The sequence below is a fragment of the Rhizobium sp. NPDC090275 genome (genome assembly GCF_044772225.1).
In the GTDB taxonomy this organism is placed as follows: Bacteria; Pseudomonadota; Alphaproteobacteria; order Rhizobiales; family Rhizobiaceae; genus Rhizobium.
The window spans coordinates 1-25,979 of record NZ_JBIVYL010000010.1; the positions used below are offsets into that span (position 1 = coordinate 1).

23 protein-coding genes and 1 tRNA gene are annotated in these 25,979 nt (G+C 63.6%); 8 read left to right on the forward strand and 16 right to left on the reverse strand.

What is annotated here, in order from left to right:
• Positions 1 to 265 precede the first annotated feature (265 nt).
• On the reverse strand, positions 266 to 1,273 hold the full coding sequence (locus tag ACIQUB_RS23120) for an MBL fold metallo-hydrolase (protein ID WP_113238130.1): 1,008 nt from the start codon (positions 1,271 to 1,273) through the stop codon (positions 266 to 268).
• A 317-nt stretch (positions 1,274 to 1,590) separates the two neighbouring features.
• On the opposite strand from ACIQUB_RS23120, the gene ffh reads away from it, so the two are divergent.
• From ffh to trmD, 5 genes are all read left to right on the forward strand, one after another.
• The gene (gene ffh / locus ACIQUB_RS23125; protein ID WP_026283622.1) at positions 1,591 to 3,168 is read left to right on the forward strand and encodes a signal recognition particle protein; all 1,578 of its coding nucleotides are present in this window, start codon (positions 1,591 to 1,593) and stop codon (positions 3,166 to 3,168) included.
• A 16-nt stretch (positions 3,169 to 3,184) separates the two neighbouring features.
• Positions 3,185 to 3,505 (forward strand): chorismate mutase, encoded by a 321-nt coding sequence (locus tag ACIQUB_RS23130; RefSeq protein WP_113238131.1) that lies wholly within the window; start codon positions 3,185 to 3,187, stop codon positions 3,503 to 3,505.
• A 51-nt stretch (positions 3,506 to 3,556) separates the two neighbouring features.
• Entirely contained in the window at positions 3,557 to 3,925 is a 369-nt protein-coding gene (rpsP, locus tag ACIQUB_RS23135) for a 30S ribosomal protein S16 (protein ID WP_113238132.1), read from the forward strand.
• Positions 3,926 to 4,044: 119 nt separating this feature from the next.
• A complete protein-coding gene (gene rimM / locus ACIQUB_RS23140; RefSeq protein ID WP_113238265.1) occupies positions 4,045 to 4,629 on the forward strand; it encodes a ribosome maturation factor RimM in 585 nt (194 codons plus the stop codon).
• A gap of 8 nt (positions 4,630 to 4,637) precedes the next feature.
• Entirely contained in the window at positions 4,638 to 5,318 is a 681-nt protein-coding gene (gene trmD / locus ACIQUB_RS23145) for a tRNA (guanosine(37)-N1)-methyltransferase TrmD (protein WP_113238266.1), read from the forward strand.
• Positions 5,319 to 5,441: 123 nt separating this feature from the next.
• On the opposite strand, the gene ACIQUB_RS23150 is transcribed toward trmD, so the two are convergent.
• From ACIQUB_RS23150 to tesB, 5 genes are all read right to left on the reverse strand, one after another.
• Complete coding sequence (locus tag ACIQUB_RS23150) at positions 5,442 to 6,116, reverse strand: outer membrane lipoprotein carrier protein LolA (RefSeq protein WP_113197595.1); 675 nt, start codon at positions 6,114 to 6,116, stop codon at positions 5,442 to 5,444.
• A 168-nt stretch (positions 6,117 to 6,284) separates the two neighbouring features.
• Complete coding sequence (locus ACIQUB_RS23155; protein ID WP_402932718.1) at positions 6,285 to 8,969, reverse strand: DNA translocase FtsK 4TM domain-containing protein; 2,685 nt, start codon at positions 8,967 to 8,969, stop codon at positions 6,285 to 6,287.
• A 253-nt stretch (positions 8,970 to 9,222) separates the two neighbouring features.
• Positions 9,223 to 10,587: an ammonium transporter gene (locus tag ACIQUB_RS23160; protein ID WP_113238134.1), complete on the reverse strand. Its 1,365-nt coding sequence runs from the start codon at positions 10,585 to 10,587 to the stop codon at positions 9,223 to 9,225.
• A 29-nt stretch (positions 10,588 to 10,616) separates the two neighbouring features.
• Positions 10,617 to 10,967: a P-II family nitrogen regulator gene (locus ACIQUB_RS23165; RefSeq protein WP_047508892.1), complete on the reverse strand. Its 351-nt coding sequence runs from the start codon at positions 10,965 to 10,967 to the stop codon at positions 10,617 to 10,619.
• Between the two features lie 211 nt (positions 10,968 to 11,178).
• Positions 11,179 to 12,063 carry an acyl-CoA thioesterase II gene (gene tesB / locus ACIQUB_RS23170; protein ID WP_209191936.1) on the reverse strand — a complete coding sequence of 295 codons (885 nt, stop codon included), beginning with the start codon at positions 12,061 to 12,063 and terminating at the stop codon, positions 11,179 to 11,181.
• Positions 12,064 to 12,148: 85 nt separating this feature from the next.
• On the opposite strand from tesB, the gene ACIQUB_RS23175 reads away from it, so the two are divergent.
• Positions 12,149 to 13,363 (forward strand): ubiquinone biosynthesis hydroxylase, encoded by a 1,215-nt coding sequence (locus ACIQUB_RS23175; RefSeq protein WP_112982808.1) that lies wholly within the window; start codon positions 12,149 to 12,151, stop codon positions 13,361 to 13,363.
• A 9-nt stretch (positions 13,364 to 13,372) separates the two neighbouring features.
• Here ACIQUB_RS23175 and ACIQUB_RS23180 read toward each other — a convergent pair whose 3' ends face one another.
• From ACIQUB_RS23180 to ACIQUB_RS23195, 4 genes are all read right to left on the reverse strand, one after another.
• Positions 13,373 to 13,561: a Trm112 family protein gene (locus tag ACIQUB_RS23180; RefSeq protein WP_018901898.1), complete on the reverse strand. Its 189-nt coding sequence runs from the start codon at positions 13,559 to 13,561 to the stop codon at positions 13,373 to 13,375.
• A gap of 10 nt (positions 13,562 to 13,571) precedes the next feature.
• Positions 13,572 to 14,243 (reverse strand): LON peptidase substrate-binding domain-containing protein, encoded by a 672-nt coding sequence (locus ACIQUB_RS23185; protein WP_018901897.1) that lies wholly within the window; start codon positions 14,241 to 14,243, stop codon positions 13,572 to 13,574.
• Positions 14,244 to 14,367: 124 nt separating this feature from the next.
• Positions 14,368 to 15,366: a thioredoxin gene (trxA, locus tag ACIQUB_RS23190; protein ID WP_113238137.1), complete on the reverse strand. Its 999-nt coding sequence runs from the start codon at positions 15,364 to 15,366 to the stop codon at positions 14,368 to 14,370.
• Between the two features lie 53 nt (positions 15,367 to 15,419).
• Complete coding sequence (locus ACIQUB_RS23195; RefSeq protein WP_113238138.1) at positions 15,420 to 15,929, reverse strand: prolyl-tRNA synthetase associated domain-containing protein; 510 nt, start codon at positions 15,927 to 15,929, stop codon at positions 15,420 to 15,422.
• 255 nt (positions 15,930 to 16,184) lie between these two features.
• On the opposite strand from ACIQUB_RS23195, the gene ACIQUB_RS23200 reads away from it, so the two are divergent.
• Positions 16,185 to 16,259: transfer RNA gene (locus ACIQUB_RS23200), tRNA-Gly, on the forward strand.
• A 456-nt stretch (positions 16,260 to 16,715) separates the two neighbouring features.
• A complete protein-coding gene (locus ACIQUB_RS23205) occupies positions 16,716 to 18,044 on the forward strand; it encodes a glucoamylase family protein (RefSeq protein ID WP_113238139.1) in 1,329 nt (442 codons plus the stop codon).
• A gap of 56 nt (positions 18,045 to 18,100) precedes the next feature.
• On the opposite strand, the gene ACIQUB_RS23210 is transcribed toward ACIQUB_RS23205, so the two are convergent.
• From ACIQUB_RS23210 to ACIQUB_RS23235, 6 genes are all read right to left on the reverse strand, one after another.
• On the reverse strand, positions 18,101 to 19,138 hold the full coding sequence (locus ACIQUB_RS23210; protein WP_113238140.1) for an ABC transporter ATP-binding protein: 1,038 nt from the start codon (positions 19,136 to 19,138) through the stop codon (positions 18,101 to 18,103).
• Positions 19,135 to 20,646, reverse strand: a complete 1,512-nt coding sequence (locus tag ACIQUB_RS23215) for an ABC transporter permease (protein WP_402932907.1) — start codon at positions 20,644 to 20,646, stop codon at positions 19,135 to 19,137. The genes ACIQUB_RS23210 and ACIQUB_RS23215 overlap by 4 nt, the downstream gene beginning before the upstream one ends.
• Positions 20,647 to 20,876: 230 nt before the next feature.
• Positions 20,877 to 21,908, reverse strand: a complete 1,032-nt coding sequence (locus ACIQUB_RS23220; RefSeq protein WP_113238267.1) for an iron ABC transporter substrate-binding protein — start codon at positions 21,906 to 21,908, stop codon at positions 20,877 to 20,879.
• A 136-nt stretch (positions 21,909 to 22,044) separates the two neighbouring features.
• A complete protein-coding gene (locus ACIQUB_RS23225) occupies positions 22,045 to 23,034 on the reverse strand; it encodes an Ldh family oxidoreductase (protein ID WP_113238142.1) in 990 nt (329 codons plus the stop codon).
• A gap of 80 nt (positions 23,035 to 23,114) precedes the next feature.
• A complete protein-coding gene (locus ACIQUB_RS23230; protein WP_113238143.1) occupies positions 23,115 to 24,653 on the reverse strand; it encodes an aldehyde dehydrogenase family protein in 1,539 nt (512 codons plus the stop codon).
• Positions 24,654 to 24,678: 25 nt separating this feature from the next.
• Positions 24,679 to 25,962 (reverse strand): FAD-binding oxidoreductase, encoded by a 1,284-nt coding sequence (locus tag ACIQUB_RS23235; protein ID WP_113238144.1) that lies wholly within the window; start codon positions 25,960 to 25,962, stop codon positions 24,679 to 24,681.
• Positions 25,963 to 25,979: the final 17 nt, after the last annotated feature.

Here is a 25,979-nt window from a genome sequence, read left to right on the forward strand (position 1 = left end):
GTCATCAGCGCACTCGCCAGACCAATGACGATAATCCGATGTCCCCACTGCAACGGGCTAATTCAAACCCCAGAATCTATTCTGCCAAAGTAGTGTTAGGTCCTCGGGACGAGCCCGAGGATGACGATGGAGAGAGTGAAGGTCGATCGTAACCTATTGAAACGAAGAGGCAAAATACATTCTCGACGTCATCCTCGGGCTTGTCCCGAGGATCTAACCACGCCTCCCGGACTTCAACGGCCATGGATGCGAAAAACACCCGGCATCACCCCAACGGCACGTCGAACACCTCGCCCGCCCTCAGCGGCCGGAACCGCTCCCTTGCCACCCCATGCTCCCGCAACGCGACCTCCAGCGCCTTCACCGGCGCGTCCATCGCCTCGTCGGTCAGCTGAAACGTCGCGAAGTGGTGGCCAGCCGTGTAGGCGGCGTTGGCGAGTTGCATGCCGCGGACGGCTTCGTCGGGGTTCTGGTGCTGGCCCTTCATGAACCAGCGCGGCTCGTAGGCGCCGAAGGGCAGGATGGCGAGGCGGAAGGGGCCGTGTTTCTCACCAGCCGCGCGATAGTTGATGCCGTCGTGAAAGCCGGTGTCGCCGACGTGGTAGATCTTTCCCGATGGCGTCGAGATGACGAAGGAGGCCCAGAGCGCCATGCTGCGGTCACCAGTGCCGCGTGCCGACCAGTGGCGCGCCGGCTCGGCGTCGATGGTGATGCCGTCTGAGACGGTGATCCGGTCGCCCCAGTCCATGACGGAGATTTTGGCATCGGGCGCGGCGCGGCGGATGATGGTGTCGTTGCCGAGCGGGGTAACGAAGTGGGGCCCGTGGGTGGCCTGCAGCCTCTTCAGCGTCGCGACGTCGAGATGGTCGTAGTGATTGTGCGAGACCAGCACGAGATCGATCTTGGGCAGATCCTCGAAGCGGATGCCGGGGGCCGTCACACGCTTCAGGCCGGCGAAACTGAAGGGGCTGACGCGGTCCGACCAGACTGGGTCGGTCAGGATGTTGAGGCCTGCCACCTGCACCAGCATCGAGGCATGGCCGACCATGGTGACCCTCAGGCCGTCACCTTCGACGCGGGCATCGGGTTTGGCCTGCGGGAAGGGGCTCGGCACCTGTTTCTGCCAGGTCTGTCGCTCGCCGTTAAACTGCCAGCGCAGCATGGCGCGGAAGCCGAGGGGCGCGATGCCGCCGGGGTTGAAGAAGCGGGTGCCGTCGAAATGATCGGTGACCGGGCCTTGGTAATACGGATTCTTGGGTTTGGCGTTTGCCATGCGGTGGGAGCCTTGTCGCCGTGATCTGCTGTTCGGGCTTCTGCATTTGGGTTGCCGTGCCGGCTTTTGAAAGGCCGAAAACCGCTTATTTGCCCTGATTGCCTTGACTCTCCGGCCGTTTTCCTGTTTACCGCCGCTCAATCTGCGACGAGCTTCAAGACTCGAGCCACCGACCGGGACCCGCAAAGGTATAAATCGATCCCGGAGGTCCACACCCGACAGCGCGATGCGCCCTCGGGTGCTTTTTGGCTATGCGTCTTGTTTTCGTCAAGGAAAAGCACAAGGTTTCCCTATCCGGAAATCACAAGGAAGAGCCGATGTTTGAGAACCTCCAGGACCGTCTTGGATCCATTCTGAATGGACTGACAGGCCGTGGCGCGCTTTCGGAAAGCGATGTTTCCGCAGCGCTGCGCGAGGTTCGCCGTGCGCTTCTGGAGGCCGACGTCGCGCTCGACGTGGTGCGCGCCTTTACCGACCGCGTCCGTGAAAAGGCCGTCGGCGCCGAGATCCTGAAGTCGATCAAGCCCGGCCAGATGGTCGTCAAGATCGTCCATGACGAGCTGATCGAGATGCTCGGCGGCGAAGGCGTGGGCGTTGACCTGCATGCCGCTGCCCCGGTCGTCATCATGATGGTCGGTCTGCAGGGCTCGGGTAAGACGACGACGTCTGCGAAGATCGCCAAGCGGCTCACCGACCGCGAGAAGAAGAAGGTCCTGATGGCGTCGCTCGATACGCGACGCCCGGCCGCCCAGGAGCAGCTGCGACAGCTCGGCGTGCAGACCAATGTCGACACGCTGCCTGTTATTGCCGGCCAGTCGCCGACCGATATCGCCGCGCGCGCCGTGCAGGCAGCCAGGCTCGGCGGCCATGACGTCGTCATCCTCGACACCGCCGGCCGCACGCATATCGACGAGCCCTTGATGGTCGAAATGGCCGACATCAAGAAGAAGTCGAACCCGCATGAAATCCTGCTGGTCGCCGACAGCTTGACCGGTCAGGACGCCGTGAACCTGGCGCGCAACTTCGACGAACGCGTCGGCATCACCGGCCTCGTGCTCACCCGCATGGACGGCGACGGCCGTGGCGGTGCAGCGCTTTCGATGCGTGCCGTCACCGGCAAGCCGATCAAGCTGATCGGTGTCGGCGAGCGCATGGGCGAACTCGAAGAGTTCCATCCCCGCCGTATCGCCGACCGCATTCTCGGCATGGGCGACATCGTTTCGCTGGTTGAGCGCGCCGCCGAAAACATCGACGCCGAAAAGGCGGCCGCCATGGCCGCCAAGATGGCCAAGGGCAAGTTCGATTTGAACGACCTCGCCGACCAGCTGCGCCAGATGCAGAAGATGGGCGGTATGGGCGGCATCATGAGCATGATGCCCGGCATGGCTGGCATGAAGGACAAGATGGCCTCTGCCGGCCTCAACGACAGCCTGTTCGGCCGCCAGCTGGCGATCATCAGTTCGATGACCAAGGCCGAGCGCGCCAACCCCGACATGCTCAAGCATTCGCGCAAGAAGCGCATCGCGGCCGGCTCCGGCACCGATGCCTCCGACATCAACAAGCTTCTGAAGATGCACCGCCAGATGGCGGACATGATGAAGATGATGGGCGGCAAGGGCAAAGGCGGCATGATGAAGCAGATGATGGGCGGCCTTGCCGGCAAGATGGGCCTCGGTGGCCTTGGCGGCGGCATGGGCGGCATGCCCGATCTCTCCAACATCGATCCGAAGCAGCTCGAAGCCTTGCAGAAGCAGGCGGAAGCCGCTGGCCTCGGCAAGCCGGGCGGCGGCATGCCGGGCCTCGGTGGCGGTGGTTTGCCAGGTCTCGGTGGCGCGAAGCTGCCCGGCCTCGGCGGTGGTTTCCCGGGCCTTCCCGGCCTGCCAAAGAAGAAGTGAAGGGGTCGCCCAGACTATGATTGATCCTGAAATCAAAGCCCAGCTTTTGAGCTATCGCCAGTCGATCGACAATATCGACGCGGCGCTGGTGCATATCCTGGCCGAACGGTTCCGCTGCACCAAAGAGGTCGGCGTGCTCAAGGCCAAGTACAAGTTGCCGCCGGCAGACCCGGCGCGCGAGGAATACCAGATCGCCCGTCTGAGGCAGCTTGCCGAAGACGCACATCTGGATCCGGATTTCGCCGAGAAGTTCCTGAACTTCGTCATCAAGGAAGTCATCCGGCATCATGAGCAGATCGCAGCGGATCACGCCGAAAACGGCGCTGCTGCAAAGTAACAAGGCCGCTTCAACAAAAAGCGGTTCAGACACATCCAAGGAGTAAAGAAAATGGCACTGAAAATTCGTCTCGCACGCGGTGGTTCCAAGAAGCGCCCGTACTACCACATCGTTCTCGCTGACGCCCGTTCGCCGCGCGACGGCCGCTTCCTCGAGAACCTCGGTTCCTGGAACCCGATGCTCGCCAAGGACAACGATGCCCGCGTCAAGCTCGACGCCGAGCGCATCAGCCACTGGATCGCACAGGGCGCGCAGCCGACCGACCGCGTTCTGCGCTTCCTGAACGAAGCCGGCATTGCAAAGCGCGAAGCCAAGAACAACCCGGAAAAGGCAAAGCCCGGCAAGCGCGCTCAGGAGCGTGCAGCTGAAAAGGCTCAGAAGATCGCCGACGCTGCAGAAGCTGCTGCTTCCGCGGAATAATTCCGGGCTTCGGCCTTGATCGAACGGGCGGCATGGCGACATGCCGCCCGTTTTCGTTTCCATTCCCGTTCACTTCGGCTATGACGAACCAAACCTCCGGCTTCGACATTAGGGACGCCATGACAAAGCTAGAAAATCCGGTGCTGATGGCAACGATCGGTGGCGCGCAGGGGCTGCGCGGCGAAGTGCGCGCCAAGTCCTACAGCGCCGATCCGACCGCGCTCGGCGATTACGGCCACCTGCACAGCATGGACGGCCGCACCTTCGAGGTGCTTGAAATCCGCGAGATGAAGAATGTCGTCGTCGTCCGTTTCCGGGGGATCAACGACCGCAATGCAGCCGAGGCGCTGAATGGTCTGGAGCTCTATATCGACCGCGACAACCTGCCCGACGACGAGCTCGAGGAAGACGAGTTCTTCTATGCCGATCTCGAGGGGCTCGAGGCCGTCGACGACCAGGGCGTCAGCTATGGCACCGTCACCGGCATCTTCGATTTCGGCGCCGGCGACCTGCTCGAGCTCAAGGGCCCCGGCAAGCGGCCGGTGTTGATTCCATTCTCCGAAGCCTCGGTCTTGGAGATCGACCTCGAAGCCGGCAAGATCACCATCGATCCGCTGGCCTCAGGTCTCGTCGACAGCGACGATGACGGTACGTCGTTTACGCCTGACAATTCCGGCGGCGACAAGCCGAAGAAAAAGAAGTGAGCGACAAGATGGCCTTCCGGGCGACGGTCCTGACACTCTACCCGGAGATGTTTCCCGGCCATCTCGGCTATTCCCTTGCCGGCAAGGCGATGGAGCGTGGCCAGTGGGCGCTTGAGCCCGTGCAGATCCGCGACTTCGCCACCGACAAGCACCGCACCGTCGACGACACGCCGGCCGGCGGCGGCGCCGGCATGGTGCTGAAACCCGACGTGCTCGCCCGCGCCATCGACACGGTCTCCGAAAACGACACCCGCCCGCGCCTCCTGATGAGCCCGCGCGGCAAGCCGCTGACGCAGAATCGCGTGCGCGAACTGGCAGCCGGCGACGGCGTCATCATCGTCTGCGGCCGCTTCGAGGGCGTGGACCAGCGGGTCATCGACGCGCGCCAGCTGGAAGAAGTGTCGATCGGCGACTACGTGCTCTCGGGCGGCGAGCCCGCGGCACTCACCGTCCTCGACGCCATCGTCCGCATCCTCCCCGGCGTCATGGGCAACGACCTCTCCGGTCTGCACGAAAGCTTCGAGGGCGGTATGCTCGAACACCCGCACTATACGCGTCCGCAGGAGTGGGAGGGCCGCGAGATCCCCGCGGTGCTGACATCGGGCAATCACGGCGCGATCGAGAAGTGGCGGCGCGAGCAGGCGGTGACGCTGACCCGCGCGCGACGGCCGGATTTGCTGGACGAATAGGCTTCCTGCCGCCGACGAAATAGTCGAGCAGCAGCGACAACCCAGTGAAACGAAAAGGCTCACACCCTTCGATCTGAGCACGCCTCCAGGACTGCAACGGTCATGGACGCGCAGACGACGTCATCAATCGCGGTAAGCGGCCGTCCCTGGGATGACCTCGTAAGGCACCTTGAACACCTTGTCGTCGAACTGCACGCCGGTCTTCACGTTGAACACCATGACGGAGGTGTCCTTGCCCTGGTTGTCGGTGATCGTCCATTGGCGCAGGTCATAGGTCTTCGGGTCGAACATCATGGTGATGGTCGAATTGCCGAACACCGTGTTGTTGCCGAGCGCGATGGTCGTCAGGTCGGACTCTTCCTTGACGCTCTTCACCGAGCCGGCCGACAGATCGATCTTCTGTGCGAGAAGCAGGCTGAGCGGTGTCTTCGACAGCGGGTATAGATCCCAGGTCTTCAGCTTCATGTTGCCGATCGCCACGTTCTTGCCATCGGCGATCACGCGGATCGGCGACGGATCGTCGTAGTTGAAGCGCAGCTTGCCGGGGCGCTGGATGAAGAACTTGCCGCCGGTCTGCTCACCCTTGGGGCCGAACTGCACGAACTCGCCCTGCATCGTGGCGACCGAGGAGAAATGGTCGGCGATCGCCTGCGCAGTGCCGCTTGTGGACGCAGCCGCGGCCGCCTGGGCGAAGACGTTGAGCGGCAGCGCGGTGGACGCAGCCGCGACAGCAAGCGCGCCCAGCATGTGGCGCCGTGTCAGCGTGAGGCGGTCCAGGAATGTGTCGGAGTGGTTCATGAAAGTCTCCTTTATGCAGTCTGCATGCTGCCGAAACGCGGCGTCTTCATGGCGTCCTGGCGCGACCGGCCAAAGGTAACGTTTTCGCGCCGATCAGGTTTCCGTGAAGGACCAGTACATGCGAGATAAATCGCGCTGAAAATGCCGGAATCAAGGGCGCGAGCGCCCTCACCGGTCGAGAATATCGCCTTCGGTGGGAACCAGGATCTCGCGCTTGCCGGCATGGTTGGCCGGGCCGATGATGCCCTCCTGCTCCATCCGCTCGATGAGCGACGCCGCGCGGTTGTAGCCGATGCCGAGGCGGCGCTGGACGTAAGAGGTCGAGGCCTTTCCGTCGCGCAGGACGATGGCGACGGCCTGGTCATAAGGATCGTCACTATCGGCGAGATTGCCGGTGCCGGAGGGCCCGCCGCCGTAATCGCCATCCTCATCGTCATCGGCGGTGATGGCATCGAGATATTGCGGCGCGCCCTGCGTCTTCAGATAGGCGACGATGTCTTCCACCTCGCCATCAGCCACGAACGGGCCGTGGACACGCTGGATGCGGCCGCCGCCGGCCATGTAGAGCATGTCGCCCATGCCGAGAAGCTGTTCGGCGCCCTGCTCGCCCAGAATGGTGCGGCTGTCGATCTTGGACGTTACCTGGAAGGAAATGCGGGTCGGGAAGTTGGCCTTGATCGTACCGGTGATGACGTCGACCGACGGGCGCTGCGTGGCCATGATGACATGGATGCCGGCGGCGCGCGCCATCTGCGCCAGACGCTGCACGGCGCCTTCGATGTCCTTGCCGGCGACCATCATCAGGTCGGCCATTTCGTCGATGATGACGACGATATAGGGCAGCGGCTTCAGGTCGAACTCTTCCGTCTCGTACATCGCCTCGCCGGTCTCCCGGTCGAAGCCCGTCTGAACAGTACGCGAGATCGCCTCGCCCTTGGCGAGCGCCTGCTCGACACGACTGTTGAAGCCGTCGATGTTGCGCACACCGATCTTCGACATCTTCTTGTAGCGCTCTTCCATCTCCCGCACCGTCCACTTCAGCGCGACGACGGCCTTCTTCGGATCGGTGACGACGGGCGAGAGCAGATGCGGGATGCCGTCATAGACGGAGAGTTCGAGCATCTTCGGGTCGATCATGATCAGGCGGCACTGCTCCGGCGTCATCCGGTAGAGTAGCGACAGGATCATGGTGTTGATGGCGACCGATTTACCCGAGCCGGTGGTGCCGGCGACGAGCAGATGCGGCATCTTGGCGAGGTCGGCGATGACGGCTTCGCCGCCGATCGTCTTGCCGAGCGCCATGGCGAGCTTGGCCTTGGAGGTCTCGAAATCCCTGGAGGCGATCATCTCGCGCAGATACACGGTCTCGCGGATATTGTTCGGCAGTTCGATACCGATGGCGTTGCGGCCGGGCACGACGGCAACGCGGGCGGCGATCGCACTCATCGAGCGGGCAATGTCGTCGGCAAGGCCGATGACGCGCGACGACTTGATGCCGGGGGCCGGCTCCAGTTCGTAAAGCGTGACGACGGGGCCGGGACGGACATGGATGATCTCGCCCTTGACGCCGAAATCCTCAAGCACGCCCTCAAGCATGCGGGCGTTCTGTTCGAGCGCATCGGCCGACAGCGTCGAATCGCGCACGACGGCCTTGGGCTCCGCGAGCAGGTGCATGGACGGCAGCTGGAAGCCTTCGGGGCGGATGAAGGAGCCCTGCTGCTCGCGCTCGATACGGGCGCCGAGCTTGGGACGGGCGGCAGCCTGCTGCACGCGCGGCTCGGCGCGGCCGCCGGGCTGTTTGGCAGGCGCACCCATCATCCAGCCATTGTCGTCCTCGTCATCGGGCAGGATATCGGCCGGGCGCGGCGGCATGTCGCCGTCATAGCCCATATCGTCGTCGTCATCGTCGTTGAGCGAGATCGACGGCGCCGAGACCACCCGGCGCGGCGAACCGGCCCGGGGAGCGATCGACGGATCCATCGAGGGGTCCATGCGCTCGCCGCGGGCGGGCGCCTTGGCGCGCACCGGCTCGTTGAGCTTGCCGAACTCGTCATCGTTGAAATCGTAGGGCGCATCGTAGTCATCAAGCTTGCGCTTGCGCGGGCCCATGCCGAGCATGCGGCGCATGCGGGCCTGGCTCATGTACCAGGCATGCGTCAGCGCGCCGAAGGCAAGCCAGCCGCCCTCGTCGTCTTCCTCGTCCTCATCGCCGACCGAGCGCAGCTTGGAACGGCTGGCGGCATAGTTTTCTTCTTCCTCTTCGGCCTCTTCCTCTTCGGTGCGGCCGACGATGCCGGCGGCAAAGAGCATCATCCAGACGCAGGGGACCGCGAAGATGCAGCCGACGGCGGTGGCAAACGTGCCGGTCGGATAGGCGCCGACGAACAGCGCCGGAAAGCGCAGGATCATGTCGCCGATGACGCCGCCGATGCCGTTGGGGATCGGCCAGGTGAGCGGCGGCGGAAAGCAGCCGAGAACGGCGCAGGAGAGAACGGAGCCGAGGCCCCAGGCGGCAGCGCGCGCCGGAATGCGGGTGAAGCGGCGGCCGGAGATCAGCGCCAGCGCCCAGGCGACGACCGGCAGCAGCGCAACCACGCTCGCAAGGCCGAAGAATTGCATCAGGATGTCGGCGAAGGCGGCACCGCTATAACCGAGCACATTGGTGGGCTCGTTGCCGGTGGCGTAGGAATAGCTCGGATCGGCGACGTTCCAGGTTGCCAATGCCGCGACGGCCAGTGCCAGCGCAATGAAGATTGCAAACCCAAAAAGGGTCTGCGCCTGCCGGAAAATGAACCCCGAAAGGGAGAAACGGTCCGGCCGGCCATCCATTGCTGGCGATGTGCTTCTTGCCATGTGTTGTACCCGTCCAATGCCTGATGCGTGCGAATCGCCAATGCGCTTCGCGCCCAATGCGTCCGCTCCACCTAACCAAAGGACGGTTAAAGGGATGTTAACCATGCGGGGTCTGGCTGGTGCCCCGGAAAATAAAAACGGAAAATAAAAAGGCCCGAACCTTCGAGAGGTCCGGGCCAAAAGCGGCTCAAGTGTTGATTGAGCCGCGACGGGCTATTCAGCGGCGCCTGTTTTCAGGCGCCGCAAGCCTTGATTAGGAGTGGTAAGCGGCTTCGCCGTGCGTTGCGAGGTCGAGGCCTTCGCGCTCGGCTTCGACAGGAACGCGCAGGCCGACGATGACGTCGACGACCTTGTAGAGAATCGCCGAGCCGACGCCGCACCATACGATGGTGGTAGCGATCGCGGTGATCTGCGTGACGACCTGGCTGCCCATGGTGACGCCTTCGGCATAGCCGACGCCGCCGAGCGATGCGCTGGCGAAGATGCCGGTTGCGATCGCGCCGAACATGCCGCCGATGCCGTGAACGCCGAAGACGTCAGCGGTATCGTCGTAGCCGAACTTGTTCTTCACCACGGAGACGAAGAAGTAGCACAGCGGCGAAACGATCAGACCCATGATGATCGCGCCCATCGGGCCGACGATGCCGGCAGCCGGCGTGATGGCGACCAGACCGGCAACCATACCGGAAGCGCCGCCGAGCATGGAGGCCTTGCCGCGGGTGAGCGTTTCAACGACAGCCCACGAAACGACGGCAGCAGCCGTGGCAACGAAGGTGTTGACGGTAGCGAGCATCGCGCCGCCCGAAGCTTCCAGGTTGGAGCCGGCGTTGAAGCCGAACCAGCCGAACCAGAGCATCGAGGCACCGACCATGGTCAGCGTCATCGAGTGCGGAGCCATCATGTCCTTGCCGAAGCCGGTACGCTTGCCGACCATGATCGCGCCGATCAGACCGGCAACGCCGGCGTTGATGTGAACGACGGTACCGCCGGCGAAGTCGAGCGCGCCCATCTTGAAGAGCATGCCGTTCGCGTCCCAGACCATGTGAGCGATCGGGAAGTAGACGAAGGTGGCCCACAGTGCGCAGAAGAGCACTACAGCCGAGAACTTGATGCGCTCGGCGAAGGCGCCGACGATGAGCGCAGGCGTGATCGCTGCGAAGGTCATCTGGAACATCGCGAAGATGAACTCAGGAATGACGACGCCCTGCGAGAAGGTCGCAGCGGTCGAATCCTTGGTGACGCCGGCGAGGAACATCTTCGCCGTGCCGCCCCAATAGGCGCTCTCGGAGCCGCCGAAGGCGAAGGAGTAACCGTAGATGACCCAGATGAGCATCATGACGGCGGCAACCATCGTGCACTGCATCAGCACCGACAGCATGTTCTTGGCGCGAACGAGACCACCATAGAACAGTGCCAGACCCGGCAGGATCATGAACAGCACGAGAAGCGTGGAGATGAACATGAAGGCGGTGTCGCCCTTGTCCGGAACCGGAGCGGCAGCAGCGGCCGGAGCGGCCGTCGTGGCGGCATCCTGCGCGAAGGCGACGACCGGCGCGAGAAGCGCCGCGGACGCAGTGGCAAGGCGCGCCAGAGTGGGAGAAAACTTCGAAATTGACATAGAGAAAAGCTCCTTGGCTCTACCGTTACTTACAGCGCTTCTGCGTCGGTTTCGCCGGTACGGATGCGCACGGCATGGTCGATCGAGTAAACGAAGATCTTGCCGTCACCGATCTGGCCGGTCTTGGCCGACGAGGCGATGGCTTCGACAGCCTTGTCGACGATCTCGCTTGCGACGGCGATCTCGATCTTGAGCTTCGGCAGGAAGCTGACCGCGTATTCGGTGCCGCGATAGATTTCGGTATGTCCCTTCTGGCGCCCGTAACCCTTCACTTCGGTCACGGTCAGGCCCTGAATGCCGATCGCGGTGAGGGCTTCACGCACCTCATCCAGCTTGAACGGCTTGATAATGGCCATCACAATTTTCATCTGGTTTCCCATCCTTCGTTACCCTCGGCACGGAGCCGACTCTCCTTGCCACTGCCGTTTGCGACCAGCGACCAGCCTTATACATTCAAGGGCCGTGCCAGATTCGAAACGATTTGTTAAGGTATTGAAAAATAAGGAGTATATTTACAAGCGCCAATAAACAGGCAAATGATTGCCTAATAATCGCTCAAAAAATACACAAACGAAGAAATTTGCATCCGAATTAGTCATTTGCCCTATTACGAATCAAGCCCTCCTGCGCCACCGACGCAATCAGGACACCATCTCGCGTATAGAGGCTACCGCGCGTCAAACCTCGCGCGCCGGATGCGGATGGGCTGTCCTGTGTATAAAGGAGCCAGTCGTCGAGCTTGACCGGGCGATGGAACCACATGGAGTGATCGAGACTGGCGACCTGAATCGTCTGGTCGAAGATCGAGGTGCCGTGCGGATAGAGCGACGTGTCGAGCAGCGTCATGTCGGAGATATAGGCCAGCAATGCCGCCTGGCAGTGCCAGTCGTCCGGAACGGCTCCGTTGGCGCGAACCCAGATATGCTGGAGCGGATCGAGTTTCTTGTCGGAGAAGTAGTGCGTGAGCGAGACGGGCCGGACCTCGATCGGCCGCTCGCGCCCCCAATATCTGCGGATCGCTTCGGGTGCGTGCGCAAGATAGCGCTTCGCCATCTCGTTCTCGTCGATCAGCGTCTCGGGCATCGGCACGTCGGGCATGGCGGCCTGATGCTCGAAGCCGGGCTCGACGATCTGGAATGACGCCGAGAGCGCGAAGATCGCCTTGCCATGCTGGATGGCGGTGGCGCGACGGGTGTTGAAGCTCGATCCGTCACGGATGCGCTCGACCTGGTAGATGATAGGAACGGCCGGGTCTCCGGGCCGCATGAAATAGGCATGCAGCGAATGCACCATCCTCTCGGCTTCGACGGTGCGCTGCACCGCCATCAGCGCCTGCGCGATCACCTGCCCGCCGAACACTCGCTGCCAGCCGACCTGCGGGCTGGTACCGCGAAAGATATCGACCTCGATCGGCTCGAGATCGAGCGTCGCAAGCAGAGTTTCCATCGCGGTCGGCTTTTCGGTGTGGCGCGTCATTTTGTATGGCTCCAGCAGGTAGGAAGTGCGGTGATGATGATCTATATAGATCAATAGGATATTCTAAAAGAACGGGACGGGCGTTATGCGTGACATGCTTGTGGTTGGCGGGGGTTATGTCGGGCTCTCCATGGCTGTCGCGGTCAAGCAGGCGGCACCGCATCTTGATGTCGCGGTGGTCGAGGCAGCCCCCGCAGACGTCTGGCGCAAGGACCCACGCGCGTCCGCCATCATCGCCGCCGCCACCAAGATGCTCGACGTTTTCGGCATCTGGAACGAGATCGAGCCGACGGCACAGCCGATCACCAAGATGATCGTCACCGATTCCAAGACCTCCGATCCGGTCCGTCCTGTTTTCCTCACCTTCGACGGCGAGGTCGAGGACGGCAAGCCCTTCGCCCACATGATCCCGAATGTCGCGATGGTCGGCGCTCTGCGCGGCGCCTGCGAACGCCTCGGCATCGAGATCACCCACGGCCTTGGCGCCACCGGCCTGAAGACGCTGGACACCCACGCCGAAATCACGCTGTCGGATGGCAGCACGATCGAGACCAAACTCGTGGTCGCCTGCGATGGTGTGCGCTCGCACCTGCGCGATCTCGCGGGCATCAAGACGGTTCATTGGGAATACGGCCAGTCCGGCATCGTAACCACGGTTGAGCACGAGCGTCCGCATAATGGCTGCGCCGAGGAGCACTTCCTGCCCTCAGGCCCATTCGCCATCCTGCCGCTGAAGGACAACCGCTCCTCGCTGGTCTGGACGGAAACCACGGCGGATGCCAACCGGCTGGTTCGCTCCGACGACCTGATTTTCGAGGAAGAACTGGAGCGCCGCTTCGGCCACAAGCTCGGCGCGCTGAAGGTGGTGGGCGACAAGCGCGCCTTCCCGCTTGGCCTGACGCTGGCGCGCGCCTTCGTCGCCCCGCGCCTGGCGCTCGCCGGTGACGCCGCCCACGGCATCCACCCGATCTCCGGCCAGGGCCTCAATCTCGGCTTCAAGGATGTGGCGGCGCTCGCCGAAACCATCGTCGAAGCCGATCGCCTCGGCCTCGACATCGGCTCGATCAATATTCTAGAGCGCTACCAGGCCTGGCGCCGTTTCGACACCTTCCGCATGGGCGTGACCACCGATGTGCTGAACCGCCTGTTTTCCAACGACCTAGCGCCGATCCGCATCGCCCGCGACTTCGGCCTCGGCCTCGTCGACCGCCTGCCGGGCCTGAAATCCTACTTCATCGGCCAGGCCGCCGGCACGACGGCAGCGGGCAACCCGCGCTTGCTTGCGGGCGAGGCGATTTAGGGGCTTGATCTATTCCTCGATCTCGCGCGCTTCCGACACCAGCATGATTGGAATGCCGTCGCGGATCGGGTAGGCGAGCTTTGCCTTTTCGGAGACGAGCTCGTTGTGCTCGCGATCATAGGTGAGCCGCCCCTTGGTCAGTGGGCAGACCATCAGTTCCAGAAGCTTGGGATCGACGCGGCTCAGTTTTTCGTCCATGCGACCGCTTCTACTGCAAAATCGTGTCCGAGTCACCGAAGACCCGGGCAAGGACGATTTCGGTGATGGCGATCAGCGTTTCCGCCCGCGTCTTCAGATCCGGCGCCTCGAGAAGCGCCTGCTTTTCCGCCGGGCCGAAGGGCGACATCATCGCCAGCGAATTGACCAGCGTCATGTTGCTGGCGCGCTCCACACTCTCCCAGTCCGCCTCCAGCTTGTTGGCCTCGAGATAGGCCTTGAAGGCGGCGAGAAGGGCCGCGCGGTCGACCGCATCCTCTTCGTTGCGTGCCGAGAGATCGGAAATGAACGGCGCGATGCGGAAGGTGCGGTAGGGCTGGTGCGTGTCCTTCTCATCAAGCAGACGGAAGCGGCAGACGCCGGTGAGCGAGACGATGTAGCGACCGTCGCCGGTCTCCGCGAACGAGGTGATGCGCCCGACGCAGCCGACGGCGCTGAGATTGCCTTCGCTATTCTTGTCGTCGCTTTCGCCAAGCGCCGGCTGCACCATGCCGATCAGCCGGTTTCCTGATATCGCCGCGTCGAACATGGCGAGATAGCGGGGTTCGAAAATGTTGAGAGGGAGCTGGCCGGTGGGAAGCAGCAGTGCACCGGTCAAGGGGAAGACGGCGATCGTGTCAGGCACATCGCCGCTCTTCAGATATCGTGCATTCCCCACTTGCATCGGCACTCGTCCCGCATAATCGGCGGACCTAAACCACACGTCCGCATCCAAAGGAATGTGGGGTACGCCATCGAAAACGCAAGGGTCGATGGCGGCAAACCGAATGGCGAAATGTCGCTGATGCTTAAGAGAACAGCATCGCCGAAAGCTTGCGCCGTCCCGAAACGCTGGCCGGATCCTTGAAGCCCCAGACCTCGAAGAACTGCAACAGCTGGCGGCGCGCGCCGTCGTCGTCGAAGGTCCGGTCCTTGCGCATGATGTAGAGGAGGTGATCGGCCGCTTCCTCGCGTGCGCCCTCGACATTGCGGATCTTGGCGAGCTTCATGCGCGCCTCGTGATCGTCGGGGTTGGCGGCAAGCGCCTGCTCCAGAGCCACGGGGTCGCCGAGCTTGCGGGCTTCCTCGATCTGCTCAAGCTTCTTCACCACCGCCTGGATCGCCGGATCGGCGGCCATCTCGTCGGGGAGTTCGTTCAACGCCTCGCGCGCCCGCTCATGCTGGTTGGCTGAAATCATGCACTGCGCCATGCCGGCGAGCGCCTTGGCATTATCGGGGTCGGCCTGCATGACGGCGCCGTAGAGCTGTGCGGCGCCATTGATGTCGCCGCTGGCAAGCAAACCATCGGCCTCGACAAGCACCGCCTCGATCTCGGCCGCCTGATCGGCACCCGCCGGACCGGCGACGCGATCGATAAACTCACGGATCTGGCTTTCGGGCACCGCACCCATGAAGCCATCGGCCGGACGGCCGCCGACGAAGGCGATGACGGCGGGGATCGACTGGATGCCGAGCTGGCCGGCGATCGACGGATGGTCGTCGATGTTCATCTTCACGAGCTTGACGCGGCCCTGCGCCTCGTTGACCACCTTTTCGATGACGGGTGTCAGCTGCTTGCACGGGCCGCACCAGGGCGCCCAGAAATCGACGAGAACAGGCTGGTTGCGCGACTCCTCGATGACGTCCTTGCTGAAGGTCGCCGTCGTCGTATCCTTGATATAGCCGCCGGCGGACGCCATTGGCGCTGGCGCCGCTGCCTGGGCCGGTGCTGCAGGCGCGCCGCCATAGCTCGCCGTTGCCGACATCTGGCCGAAGGAATTGCTGTAGGGATTGTCGTTGCCGCTCATGAGTATCTCCCGCCGCGCCGGTCAGCCGGCTTTTCTAGCGTTAAAATCGTATGTCAGGACGTCACTTTCAAGACAAGCGGCGTGTGACCGGTCGCTTCCATGAAGCGAACGAGGTCCGCACTTGCAATCGACGTGGTCGCGTCGTTGGACAGCGGATGGCAATTGATAATCTCGTCCTTCATGAGATCGGCATCAAGAACGAATGTGACCTTGTAATCCGAATCATTGATCGCGCCGAAGGCCGTGACCGAGCCCGGAATGACGCCCAGATACTCCATCAGCTTCTCCGGCTTGCCGAACGACACCTTGCTCGCGGCGCCAATCAGCGTGTGCACCGTCTTCAGGTCGACCGAGGCATTCTCCTCGACGGTAAGCAGGAAGAACTGGTCCTTCTTGTCCTTCACGAACAGGTTCTTGGTGTGACCGCCGGGAATCTCGTCGCGCAGCGCTACCGATTCGGCCACCGTGAACACCGGCGCATGCGTCTTGGTGCTGTGCTTGATGCCGAGCCCGTCGAGAAAGGCGTAGAGTTCGGTTGCGGTCTTCGGCGTCTTCTCGGTCATGGCTCGTTCCAGCACTCGCATTGGGATAAGGCGCCCCCTGATTACGTCTCCCTCCCCTTTTTTGCAACGTGCCTATTCGCCGCTTTTCCCTGCATTTGCGGCATTTTAGCTGGGGCCGGAAAAGCTTTTCAAATTTTTCTTCGCCTTTCCGTCATTTCCCTGTTGCATTTGAAAATCGTTTGGGCGATATAGCGCCCGTCGCCGCAAGGTGGCGCCCACGGTCCTCCAAACTACCACAGGCCGTCGGGATTATGAGCGGGTGTAGCTCAGTGGTAGAGCACAACCTTGCCAAGGTTGGGGTCGAGGGTTCGAACCCCTTCGCCCGCTCCAAATATTCCCAACCAGTTGATATATTGTAATTATACGATCGCCGATTGGCCGCATCGATCGGCGCGACCTTAGACTCGACGCACGAAGCCGCACGCGCGACCGTCATCCTCGGGCTCGTCCCGAGGATCTGAGCACGGTCCCTCTTGCTCAACTTGAATGGACACTTGGCGCCCTGCTTTCGACAGTTGGGTGACACTCGACGGCGAACACCGCCCCGTCGCGAATATCAGCACCGTTGAATTCGCGGAAACGTGCTTAGACCCTCGGCACAAGGCCGAGGGTGACGGTCGAGAGGGCAGACGCCTCCCGTCTCAAGACAGGAAACCAATCTCCTCTCCGTCCCGCGATGCGCCAAGGGTGCAACAACCCAACCCCACCCCTCAAAAAACATTGATTTGCGCATCACCCCTGCCCATGTTGAAGCAAGGGGCAGGATAACCGATTGGGCGGGAGAAGATGCTGCAACGGACCGAGGAAACAGATGCCGCGCTGGTCGACAGGCTGCAGCAGGCGGCGTTCAATTACTTCCTGAAACATTCCAACCCCGATAACGGGCTTGTCGCCGATACATCGGTCGCAAACGTGCCCTGCAGCATCGCGGCCGTCGGCTTCGCGCTGTCGTCCTACACCGTCGCCGTCGAGCGCGGCTGGATGACGCGAGCGGACGCGATAGCCCGCACCACGACGACGCTCTGCTTCTTCGCCAACGGCCACCAGGGCCGCGAGCGGCACGCGATCGGCTACAGGGGCTTCTTCTACCACTTTCTGCACATGGACACCGGCCACCGCGCCTGGAACAGCGAGCTCTCGACCATCGACACGACACTGCTCGTCGCCGGCGTGCTGACGGCAGCCGCCTATTTTGATGGCGAAGACGAAGCGGAGACCGAGATCCGCCGGCTCTCGACGCTGATCTACGAGCGCATCGACTGGCACTGGGCGCTGAACAAGGGCGAGACCATCTGCATGGGCTGGAAGCCCTCAAGCGGCTTCCTGCGCTGGCGCTGGCAGGGCTATGACGAGGCGGTGCTGCTCTACACGTTGGCGCTCGCCTCGCCCACGCACCCGATCCCGCAATCGAGCTACGACGCCTTCACCTCGAGCTACTCGTGGATGCTCTTCGGCGAAAAGTGCTATCTTTATGCCGGCCCCTTCTTCATCCACCTCTTCTCGCATGCCTGGATCGATTTTCGCGGCATCCGCGACAGACCGATGGCGGCGCGCGACAGCGATTATTTCCGCAACACCCAGATCTGCATCGAGGTGCAGCGCGATTACGCCGAGCGCAACCCCGGCCATTTCATCGGCTATTCCAGGGATGTCTGGGGCCTGTCGGCCTCCGACGGTCCACCACCATCGCGCAGCCGCCATGGCGACCGGCGCCCGAGCGTGCTGGGCTATGCCGCCCGTGGCGCGCCGCTCGGCCCCGATGATGGCACGCTTGCGCCATGGTGCGCGCTTGCCGCCCTGCCCTATGACCGCGAGGCAGCGATCTCAGGCACGCGGGCGCTGCTTCAGGCCTATCCCGACCTCTGCTACGAGGGCCGCTTCCCCGGCGGCTTCAACCCATCCGTCAAGACGGCGGGACCGGAGGGGTGGGTGGACGATCGCTGTGTCGGCATCGACCAGGGGCTGCTTGTCATGTCGATCGAAAACGATCGCTCCGATTTCATCTGGAGCCTGATGCGCAAGTCCGACGTCATCCGCACCGGCCTGGAACGCGCAGGCTTTACCGGCGGCTGGCTGGAAGATGAAGCGGAGGACGCCGAGCGCAAGATCGCCTGACAGCATTTAGCGGATGGGCAAGCGCGAGAGCCGCCGGCCAGTGCAGAGGTTACCCCTCAGCGCACGAAAACATGCGCCTTGCCGGCGATCTCCAGTCGCACCCGGTCGCCGCGCGAGGGCAGCGCCACGCTGGAGGTTTTGATCAGGATCGGCGGCAATGCCACGCCGTCGAGCGAGACGGCAACCGTACAGGTCGCGCCGCCGAAATCCACCTCGACCACGCGTCCGCCATAGGGCTGCTCGCTGCTGTCGGTGACGACGCGGATCTGTTCGGGCCGGAGCATGATCTCGACCTTGCCCTGATGCTGGCTGTCGACCGCCACATGACCGAGCGCGCAATCGGCATGTCCGTTGCGGATGATCGCCGGCAGCATCACCGCGTCGCCGAGAAAGAGCGCCGTCTCGCGGTCGCGCGGCGCAAGATAAAGCGATTGCGGCGATCCGGCCTGCACAAGCTTGCCGTCGCGCAGAACGGCCACCTGATCGGCGTAGGACAGCGCCTCGGCCTGGTCGTGGGTGACGAGAATGCTGGTGATGCCTGCAGCCTGCAGCACGCGGGCCACCGCCTTGCGCATGTTTTCGCGCAGGCCCGTGTCGAGCGCCGAGAAGGGCTCGTCGAGCAGCATCAGCCGCGGTTCGCGGCCGAGCGCGCGCGCCAGCGCCACGCGCTGCTGCTGGCCGCCGGAAAGCTGGTGCGGGCGGCGTGTAAGCATGCCGCGATCAAGCTCGACCATATCGAGCAGGTCGAGCACCCGCTTGTCGCGGTCGGTCGCGCCGCGGGCAATGCCGAAGCCGATATTACCGGCGACGTCGAGATGCGGAAACAGCGCGCCTTCCTGCGAGACGATACCGATGCCGCGCTTGTGCGCGGGCACCGCCGCCGGCCCATCGGCCAGCAATTCTCCATTGAGCGTGACACGGCCCTGATCGGGCTGCTCGAAGCCGGCGATGATGCGCAAGAGCGTCGTCTTGCCGGAGCCGGACGGGCCGACCACGGCGGTACGGCTGCCCGCCGTCACCTCCAGCGAGATGTTGTCGAGCGCCTGCACCTGACCATAACGCTTGCTGGCACCTTCGATCGTAAGCAGCGTCATTGTCCGGCAGTCCGTTTCGATTGAGCATGGAGAAGAAGGGTCAGCGGCAGCGACAGCACGACCATCATGAAGGCGTAGGGCGCAGCGGCGACATAATCGATCTCGCTGGTCAGCGACCAGAATTTCGTGGCCAGCGTCTCGACACCGTTGGGCGAGAGCATCAGCGTCGCCGTCAGCTCGTTGGTGATCCCGAGCGCCACCAGCGCGATGCTGGCCGCCGCACCAGGGGCTGCAAGCCGCATGGTGATCTGCCGCACCGCTTGCGCCGGCGTGCGCCCCAGCGCCATCGCGGCGCGCTCCAGTTCCACCGGCGCCTGCGCGATGCTGGCGCGAAGGCCGACCATGGCGCGCGGCAAAAAGAGCAGGATATAGGCGAGCAGCAGCGTCGCAAATGTCTGGTAGAGCGGCAGCACGAGGCGCACGGTGATCGTCACCAGCGCCAGCGCCACGACCACACCCGGCAGCGAGCCGACATAATAGTGGCAGGCTTCGAGCACGCGCTGCACGCGTCCCGGCGCGCGCACCGAGAGCCACGCCATGGGGGCGGCGGCGATCGTCGCGAGGATTCCGCCGGCAAACGCCAGCACGATCGACTGCACGAAGGCATTGCCGACCTCGACGCGCCAGATACCGGCGCCGCCGAGATAAAGCCAGCGCACCAGCGTGACGAAGGGAACGCCGAGCGTCAGCGCCGCGACGATGACGGGCAGGAGCACCGCCGGCACCGCGTACCAGCCGAGGCGGCGGCGGTCGGCCGGGCGCGCCGAGCCGGAGCCGACGCGGGCATAGCGCTCGTTGCCGCGCACCAGCACCTCGATCGCGAGCAGAAGCAGGCAGCAGGCGACCAGCACGCCACCGAGCATATTGGCGGCCGGGCTGTTGTAGGCCGACTGGAACTGGTCGACGATCGCGGTCGCAAACGTGTCGAAGCGGATCATCACGAAGAGCCCGTATTCCGACAGCAGATGCAGCGCGATCAAAAGCGAGCCGCCGCAGATGGCAAGCCGAAGCTGCGGCAGGATGGTGCGGAAGAACACCGCCCAGGGCCCAAGCCCGAGCGAGGCGGCCGCATCCTCGATCGCCGGATCGAGCCGGCGAAGGGCTGCAGCGACGGGCAGATAGAGGAACGGGTAATAGGCGAGCACCGAAACGAAGACGCCGCTCTGCAGCCCGCGCATGCCAGGCACCAGGCTGACCCAGGCGTAGGAGTGCACGAAGGCAGGTACGGCAAGCGGCGCCACGGCGAGCCACGCCCAGAGGCGTGCGAAGGGGACATCGGTGCGCTCGGTGATCCAGGCAAGCGTTACCGCCAGCACGATCGACAGCGGCACGGTGATGACTTCGAGAAATACGGTATTGACGAGCAGCTCGCCGACACGCGGTCGAAACACCAGCTGCTTCACCGTTTCCCAGCCGACATCGACAGTGATCCAGGCGATGAAACCGAGGGGAACGAGGCTGAAGAAGGCGACGATGGCGGCGAAGGCGACAACCGGCATATACGGCATGCGCCGACGCGGCGGCGCCAGCTCCAGTGCCGGCCGGGCTGCCGGCGCGTTCTGGCCGGAGTTGAGAAATCTGTTGTCCTGCAGCAAGACCGCCGCCTTTGACACGCTGAAAAAGGAAGGCAACCGCCGTTGGAAAGCGGTTGCCCTTTATCGTCCTGCCCTAAGGTTTTCTTGAGCCAAAAGCAATAGTTTTCGCCCGAAGCACCCGCGACCGATTGGCAGCCGCCTAGCTAGATCAGGCCAGCGGCAGTGATCATCTCGACCACCTTCTTGCTGTTGAGCTGCGAGGCATCGACAACGGGCGCCTGCAGGTCGGCCATCGGCACCAGCTTGTCGTTGGAGGCTGCACCCTTGCCGACGGCATATTCATAGGATGTGCCGGTCTTCAGGATCCCCTGGCCGGCCTTGCCGGTGATGAACTTCAGGAAGGCCTGCGCCTCTTTCTGGTGCTGGCTCGACTTCAGGATACCGCCGCCCGATAGGCTGACGAAGGCGCCCGGATCCTGGTTCTTGAAGTAGTGCAGCGCGACGTTGCTGCTGTTTTCGCCGGTCGCCGCCTGATCGCCGAACCAGTAGTAGTGATAGATCAACGCTCCCTCGACCTCGCCCGCGTTGACGGCCTTCATGGCAACCGTGTTGCTCTTGTAGGAGGTGGCGTTTTCCTTCAGGCCTTTCAGCCAGGCCGCCGTCGCCTCTTCGCCCTTCAGCTGCAAGAGCGCGCTGACGATCGCCTGGAAATCGGCGTTGACGGGGGATGCACCCCAACGGCCCTTCCAGGCCGGATCGGCGAGATCCATCATCGACTTCGGCAGCTTGTCCTCGGCGAGCTTGGTCTTGTCATAGGCAAACACGGTCGAGCGCGCGGCGATGCCGACCCACATGCCGTCCTTCGGGCGAAACTCTTCCGGCAGCTGGTCGAGCGTTGCCTTGTCGATCGGCGCAAACAGCCCGGCGGCATCGACCAAAGTCATCGCCGGTGAATTCTCGGTGAGGAATACGTCGGCGGGCGACGCCTCGTCTTCCTGGATGATCTGGTTGGCGAACTGCATGTCGCCACCCTGGCGCATCGTCACCTTGATGCCGGTTTCCTTGGTGAAGGCATCCACCCATTCCTGGCCGAGGCTCTGGTGCTGGGCGTTGTAGACGACGATCCCTTCGGACTCATCTTCCTGCGCCTTGGCGCCAGAAGCGAGCGATGTCGCGGCAAGAAGCATGGCGCCGAACGCGGCGGCCTGCGAGAGGCGATTAAGGGAGACGGTCATGATGCCCTCCATGGCATTTCATCTGCGATATCCATGATATTGCAGCGGTATATTTTCCTTGGCACTCGATTTCAAGTTTAGGCGACCTGAAGGCCATCACAAAGGCTTGAAATAATTGGTATATTTTAGAACGGTTCTAGAGCGACCGGATAAGCGCGATCAAATCGTCATCGACCTCGATACCGTTTTCGATCGCCGCGCGCCGGGCGTTCTGGCCGCGGCGGCCGGGTAGCCGGACATCGGGATCGGATGTGATCTCCTCGGCGAGCCGGCCCATGCGCGCGGCAGCAATCGCGCCGCCGGTGGCATCCGGATTGATGACGATGAGCATGTGGCCGAGCGCCGGCGCGTCGCCCTGATCGTCGAACAGCGATGAGGCCTCGAAGGAGAAGTTGGCGCCGGTGAGCGCGCCGGCCATGATCTCGACCATCATCGCCAGCGCCGCGCCCTTGGCCTCGCCCGATGGGATCATGGTGCCGGCCAAGGCCTCGACGGCGTCGGTGGTCGGCTGTCCATCGCGGTCGAAGGCCCAGTTGTCGGGGATCGGCACGCCCTTCTGCTTGGCCGCCATCACCTTGCCGCGCGCAACCCGCGACAGAGCCATATCGATGACAACGGGATCGGCATCCGGCACCGGTGCGGCAAAGGCGATCGGATTGGTGCCGAACACAGGCTTGCGGCCGCCCCAGGCCGCCATCGAGGCCGGCGCATTGGCGACCATCAGCGCCACCAGCCCCATCTCGGCAAAGCGCTCGACCGTCAGCGCCAGCACGCCGGCGTGATGCGAGCGGCGGAAGGCGACGGCAACGATGCCCTGCTCGCGCGCGATATCGGGAACGGCGGACAGCGCGAGATCGATAGCCGGATAAGCGTATCCGTGATTGGCGTCGATCTGCACGACGGCGGGAAGCGGACGTGCGAGGGATGGCGTCGCGAACCCATCGACCTTGCCGGCCTTCGCCTGCTTCGAATAGGCCTCGACGCGCCTCAGCCCATGGCCACCCTGCCCGGCGGCTTCCGCCGCCACGAGCGCGCGGGCGACAGAACGGGCATTCGCCTCGCTCACCCGGTTTCTGGTCAATGCCTCGAAAACCAGGATCTCGGCGGCGGCGAGTGTCAGATGCATGAAGGACCTGCGAAATGAAAAAAGGCGATAACGCGGTTACGTTATCGCCCTTCCTGCAATGCAGCAATTGATCGCGACGCTTATTCGACGTCGAACTTCACGCCCTGCGCCAGAGGCAGCGTCTTGCCGTAGTTGATCGTGTTGGTGGTGCGGCGCATGTAGGCGCGCCATGCGTCGGAGCCGGACTCGCGGCCGCCGCCGGTTTCCTTCTCGCCGCCGAACGCGCCGCCGATCTCCGCACCCGAGGGGCCGAGGTTGACGTTGGCGATGCCGCAATCCGACCCGCGCGCCGAGACGAAGGTTTCGGCTTCGCGCATGTCATTGGTGAAGATCGACGACGACAGGCCCTGCGGCACGGCATTGTGGTCTTCCAGAACCGCGTCGAAATCGCTGTACTTCATGACGTAGAGGATCGGCGCGAAGGTTTCGTTCTCGACCGGACCCGTCTGCGCCGGCATCTCGACCAGCGCCGGGCGCACGTAGAAGGCGTCGGAGGCACCGTTTTCGACACGCTCGCCACCGGTAACCTTGCCGCCCGCTGCCTTCGCCTGCTCCAGCGCCGACTGCATGTTGCTGTAGGCCTGTTTGTCGATCAGCGGACCGACGAGAGTGCCATTCTCCAGCGGATTGCCGATGCTGACAGAGCCATAGGCCTTCTGCAGGCGCGGAACCAGCGCGTCGTAGACGCTCTCATGCACGAACAGACGGCGCAGCGTGGTGCAGCGCTGGCCGGCGGTGCCCATGGCCGAGAAGGCGACGCCGCGCAGTGTCAGGTCGAGATCGGCCGTCGGGCAGATGATCGCGGCGTTGTTGCCGCCGAGCTCGAGGATGGCGCGGGCAAAGCGCTGCGACAGGCGCGGACCGACGGCGCGGCCCATGGCCGTGGAGCCGGTGGCCGAAACCAGCGGCACCTTCGGATGATCGACCAGCGCCTCGCCGACATCGCGGCCGCCGATCAGCAGCGTCGAGAGATTGGCCGGCGCGGTGCCGCCTTCGGCGACGAAGCGCTTCAGCGCCTTTTCGAACAGTGCCTGCGTGGCAAGTGCGGTCAGCGGCGTCTTTTCGGACGGCTTCCAGACGGTGGAATTACCGCAGACCAGCGCCAGCGCCGCATTCCACGACCAGACGGCGACGGGGAAGTTGAAGGCCGAGATGATGCCGACGACACCGAGGGGATGCCAGCTTTCCATCATCCGGTGTTCGGAACGTTCGGTGGCGATCGTCAGGCCGTAGAGCTGGCGCGACAGGCCGACGGCGAAATCGCAGATGTCGATCATTTCCTGTACTTCACCGAGGCCTTCCGACGTGATCTTGCCGACCTCGATCGACACCAGCCGGCCGAGCTCGGCCTTGGCCGCGCGCAGCTCCTCGCCGAGCAGCCGCACAAGCTCGCCGCGCTTAGGCGCCGGAACGGCGCGCCATTCGAGAAACGCCTTGTGGGCATTATCGATCGCGGTCTTGGCGTCGGCGACCGACACTTCCTTCAGCGCGCCGATTTCCTTGCCTGTCACAGGCGACGTCACCCGCAGCGTGCCGCCGGTGAAGCGGTCGGCGCTGACGCCGAGCTTGGCAAGCAGGGTCTTGGTTTCGGTGGCGAGATCGAGCGTTTCGATGGTCATTGTCGTGGTTCCAACCTTATTGTTCTTAGAAGCGGGCATCGGCGAAGTGGGCGACCTGGGCGCCGGCTTCGTACCATAATTCCTTGGCGGCGCGGAAGCGCGGCTCGGCGGCATCAGTCAGCGGCAGCGGCAACTCGGCCTCGCTCATCTCGCCCAGAATATGGCGGGCAAGCGTGCGGCCGAACACCGTTCCCGGCGCGATCCCCCGGCCATTATAGCCGGAAAAGCCGACGACATTGTCGGCGAACTTGTGAAAGCGCGGCAGCGCATTGTCGGTCATGCCGATCTTGCCGTACCACTCGCATTCGAACTCGACATCGCCAAGCTGCGGGAAGAGCTTCTTCAGCGCGCGCCGTGCCCAGCCCTTGTGGACGGAAAGCCCGGTATTGCGCAACGCGCCCACACTGCCGAACACCAGCCGGCCGGCCTGGTCCATGCGGTAGGAGGAGAGAATTTCCTTGGTATCCCAGACACCCTCGCGGCCAGCCAAGATCGACTTGCGCAGATTGTCTCCGAGCGGCCGGGTCGCCAAGTTGAAATAGGGCAGATGCACCTGCTCGTTGCGCACCTGCTCCCAGGGGCCGGTGCTGTAGGCGTCCGTTGCCACGATGATCCAGTCGGCGGTCACGGAGCCCTTCGCGGTTCTAACCGTCCAGCGCTTGCCGTTTTTCTCGGTGGCGATGACGGGGCTCGATGTATGCAGTGCAACGCCGGCCTTGACGGCGGCATGCGCGAGGCCGCGCGCATAGGCGAGCGGCTGCAGCGTGCCGGCGCGCATGTCGAGCAGTGATCCGGTATACGCGCTGCTGCCGACGCGGCGCGCCGTCTCGGCGGCGTCGAGCAATTTGACATCGGCGCCGCGCGCCGCCCACTGGCTGGCACGATCGGTGATTTCCTTGAGGCCATCGGCGCCGACGGCGACATGCAGCGTGCCGTTGCGTTCGAGCTCGCAGGCGATCTTGTGCTTGTCGATCAGCTCCATCACCAGCTTCGGCGCATTGCCGAGCAGGTCGAGCAGGCGCTCGCCGTAGACCGGGCCGAGCACACCAGGCAGATCGTCGGGCATCACCCACATGCCGGCATTGATCAGCCCGACATTGCGTCCCGCGCCGCCGAAGCCGACTTCGTTGGCCTCGAGCAGCACCACCGACTTGCCGGCTTCCGCCAGATGCAGGCTGGACGACAGCCCGGTATAGCCGCCGCCGACCACGACGATATCGGCCGTGACCGAGCCTGACAGCGGCATCGTTGCCGGCGGCTGCGGCGCGGTCTTTTCCCAGAGGCCGTGGGAGCGCGGATCATTCAGCATCGGAGAGCTCCGTTCCG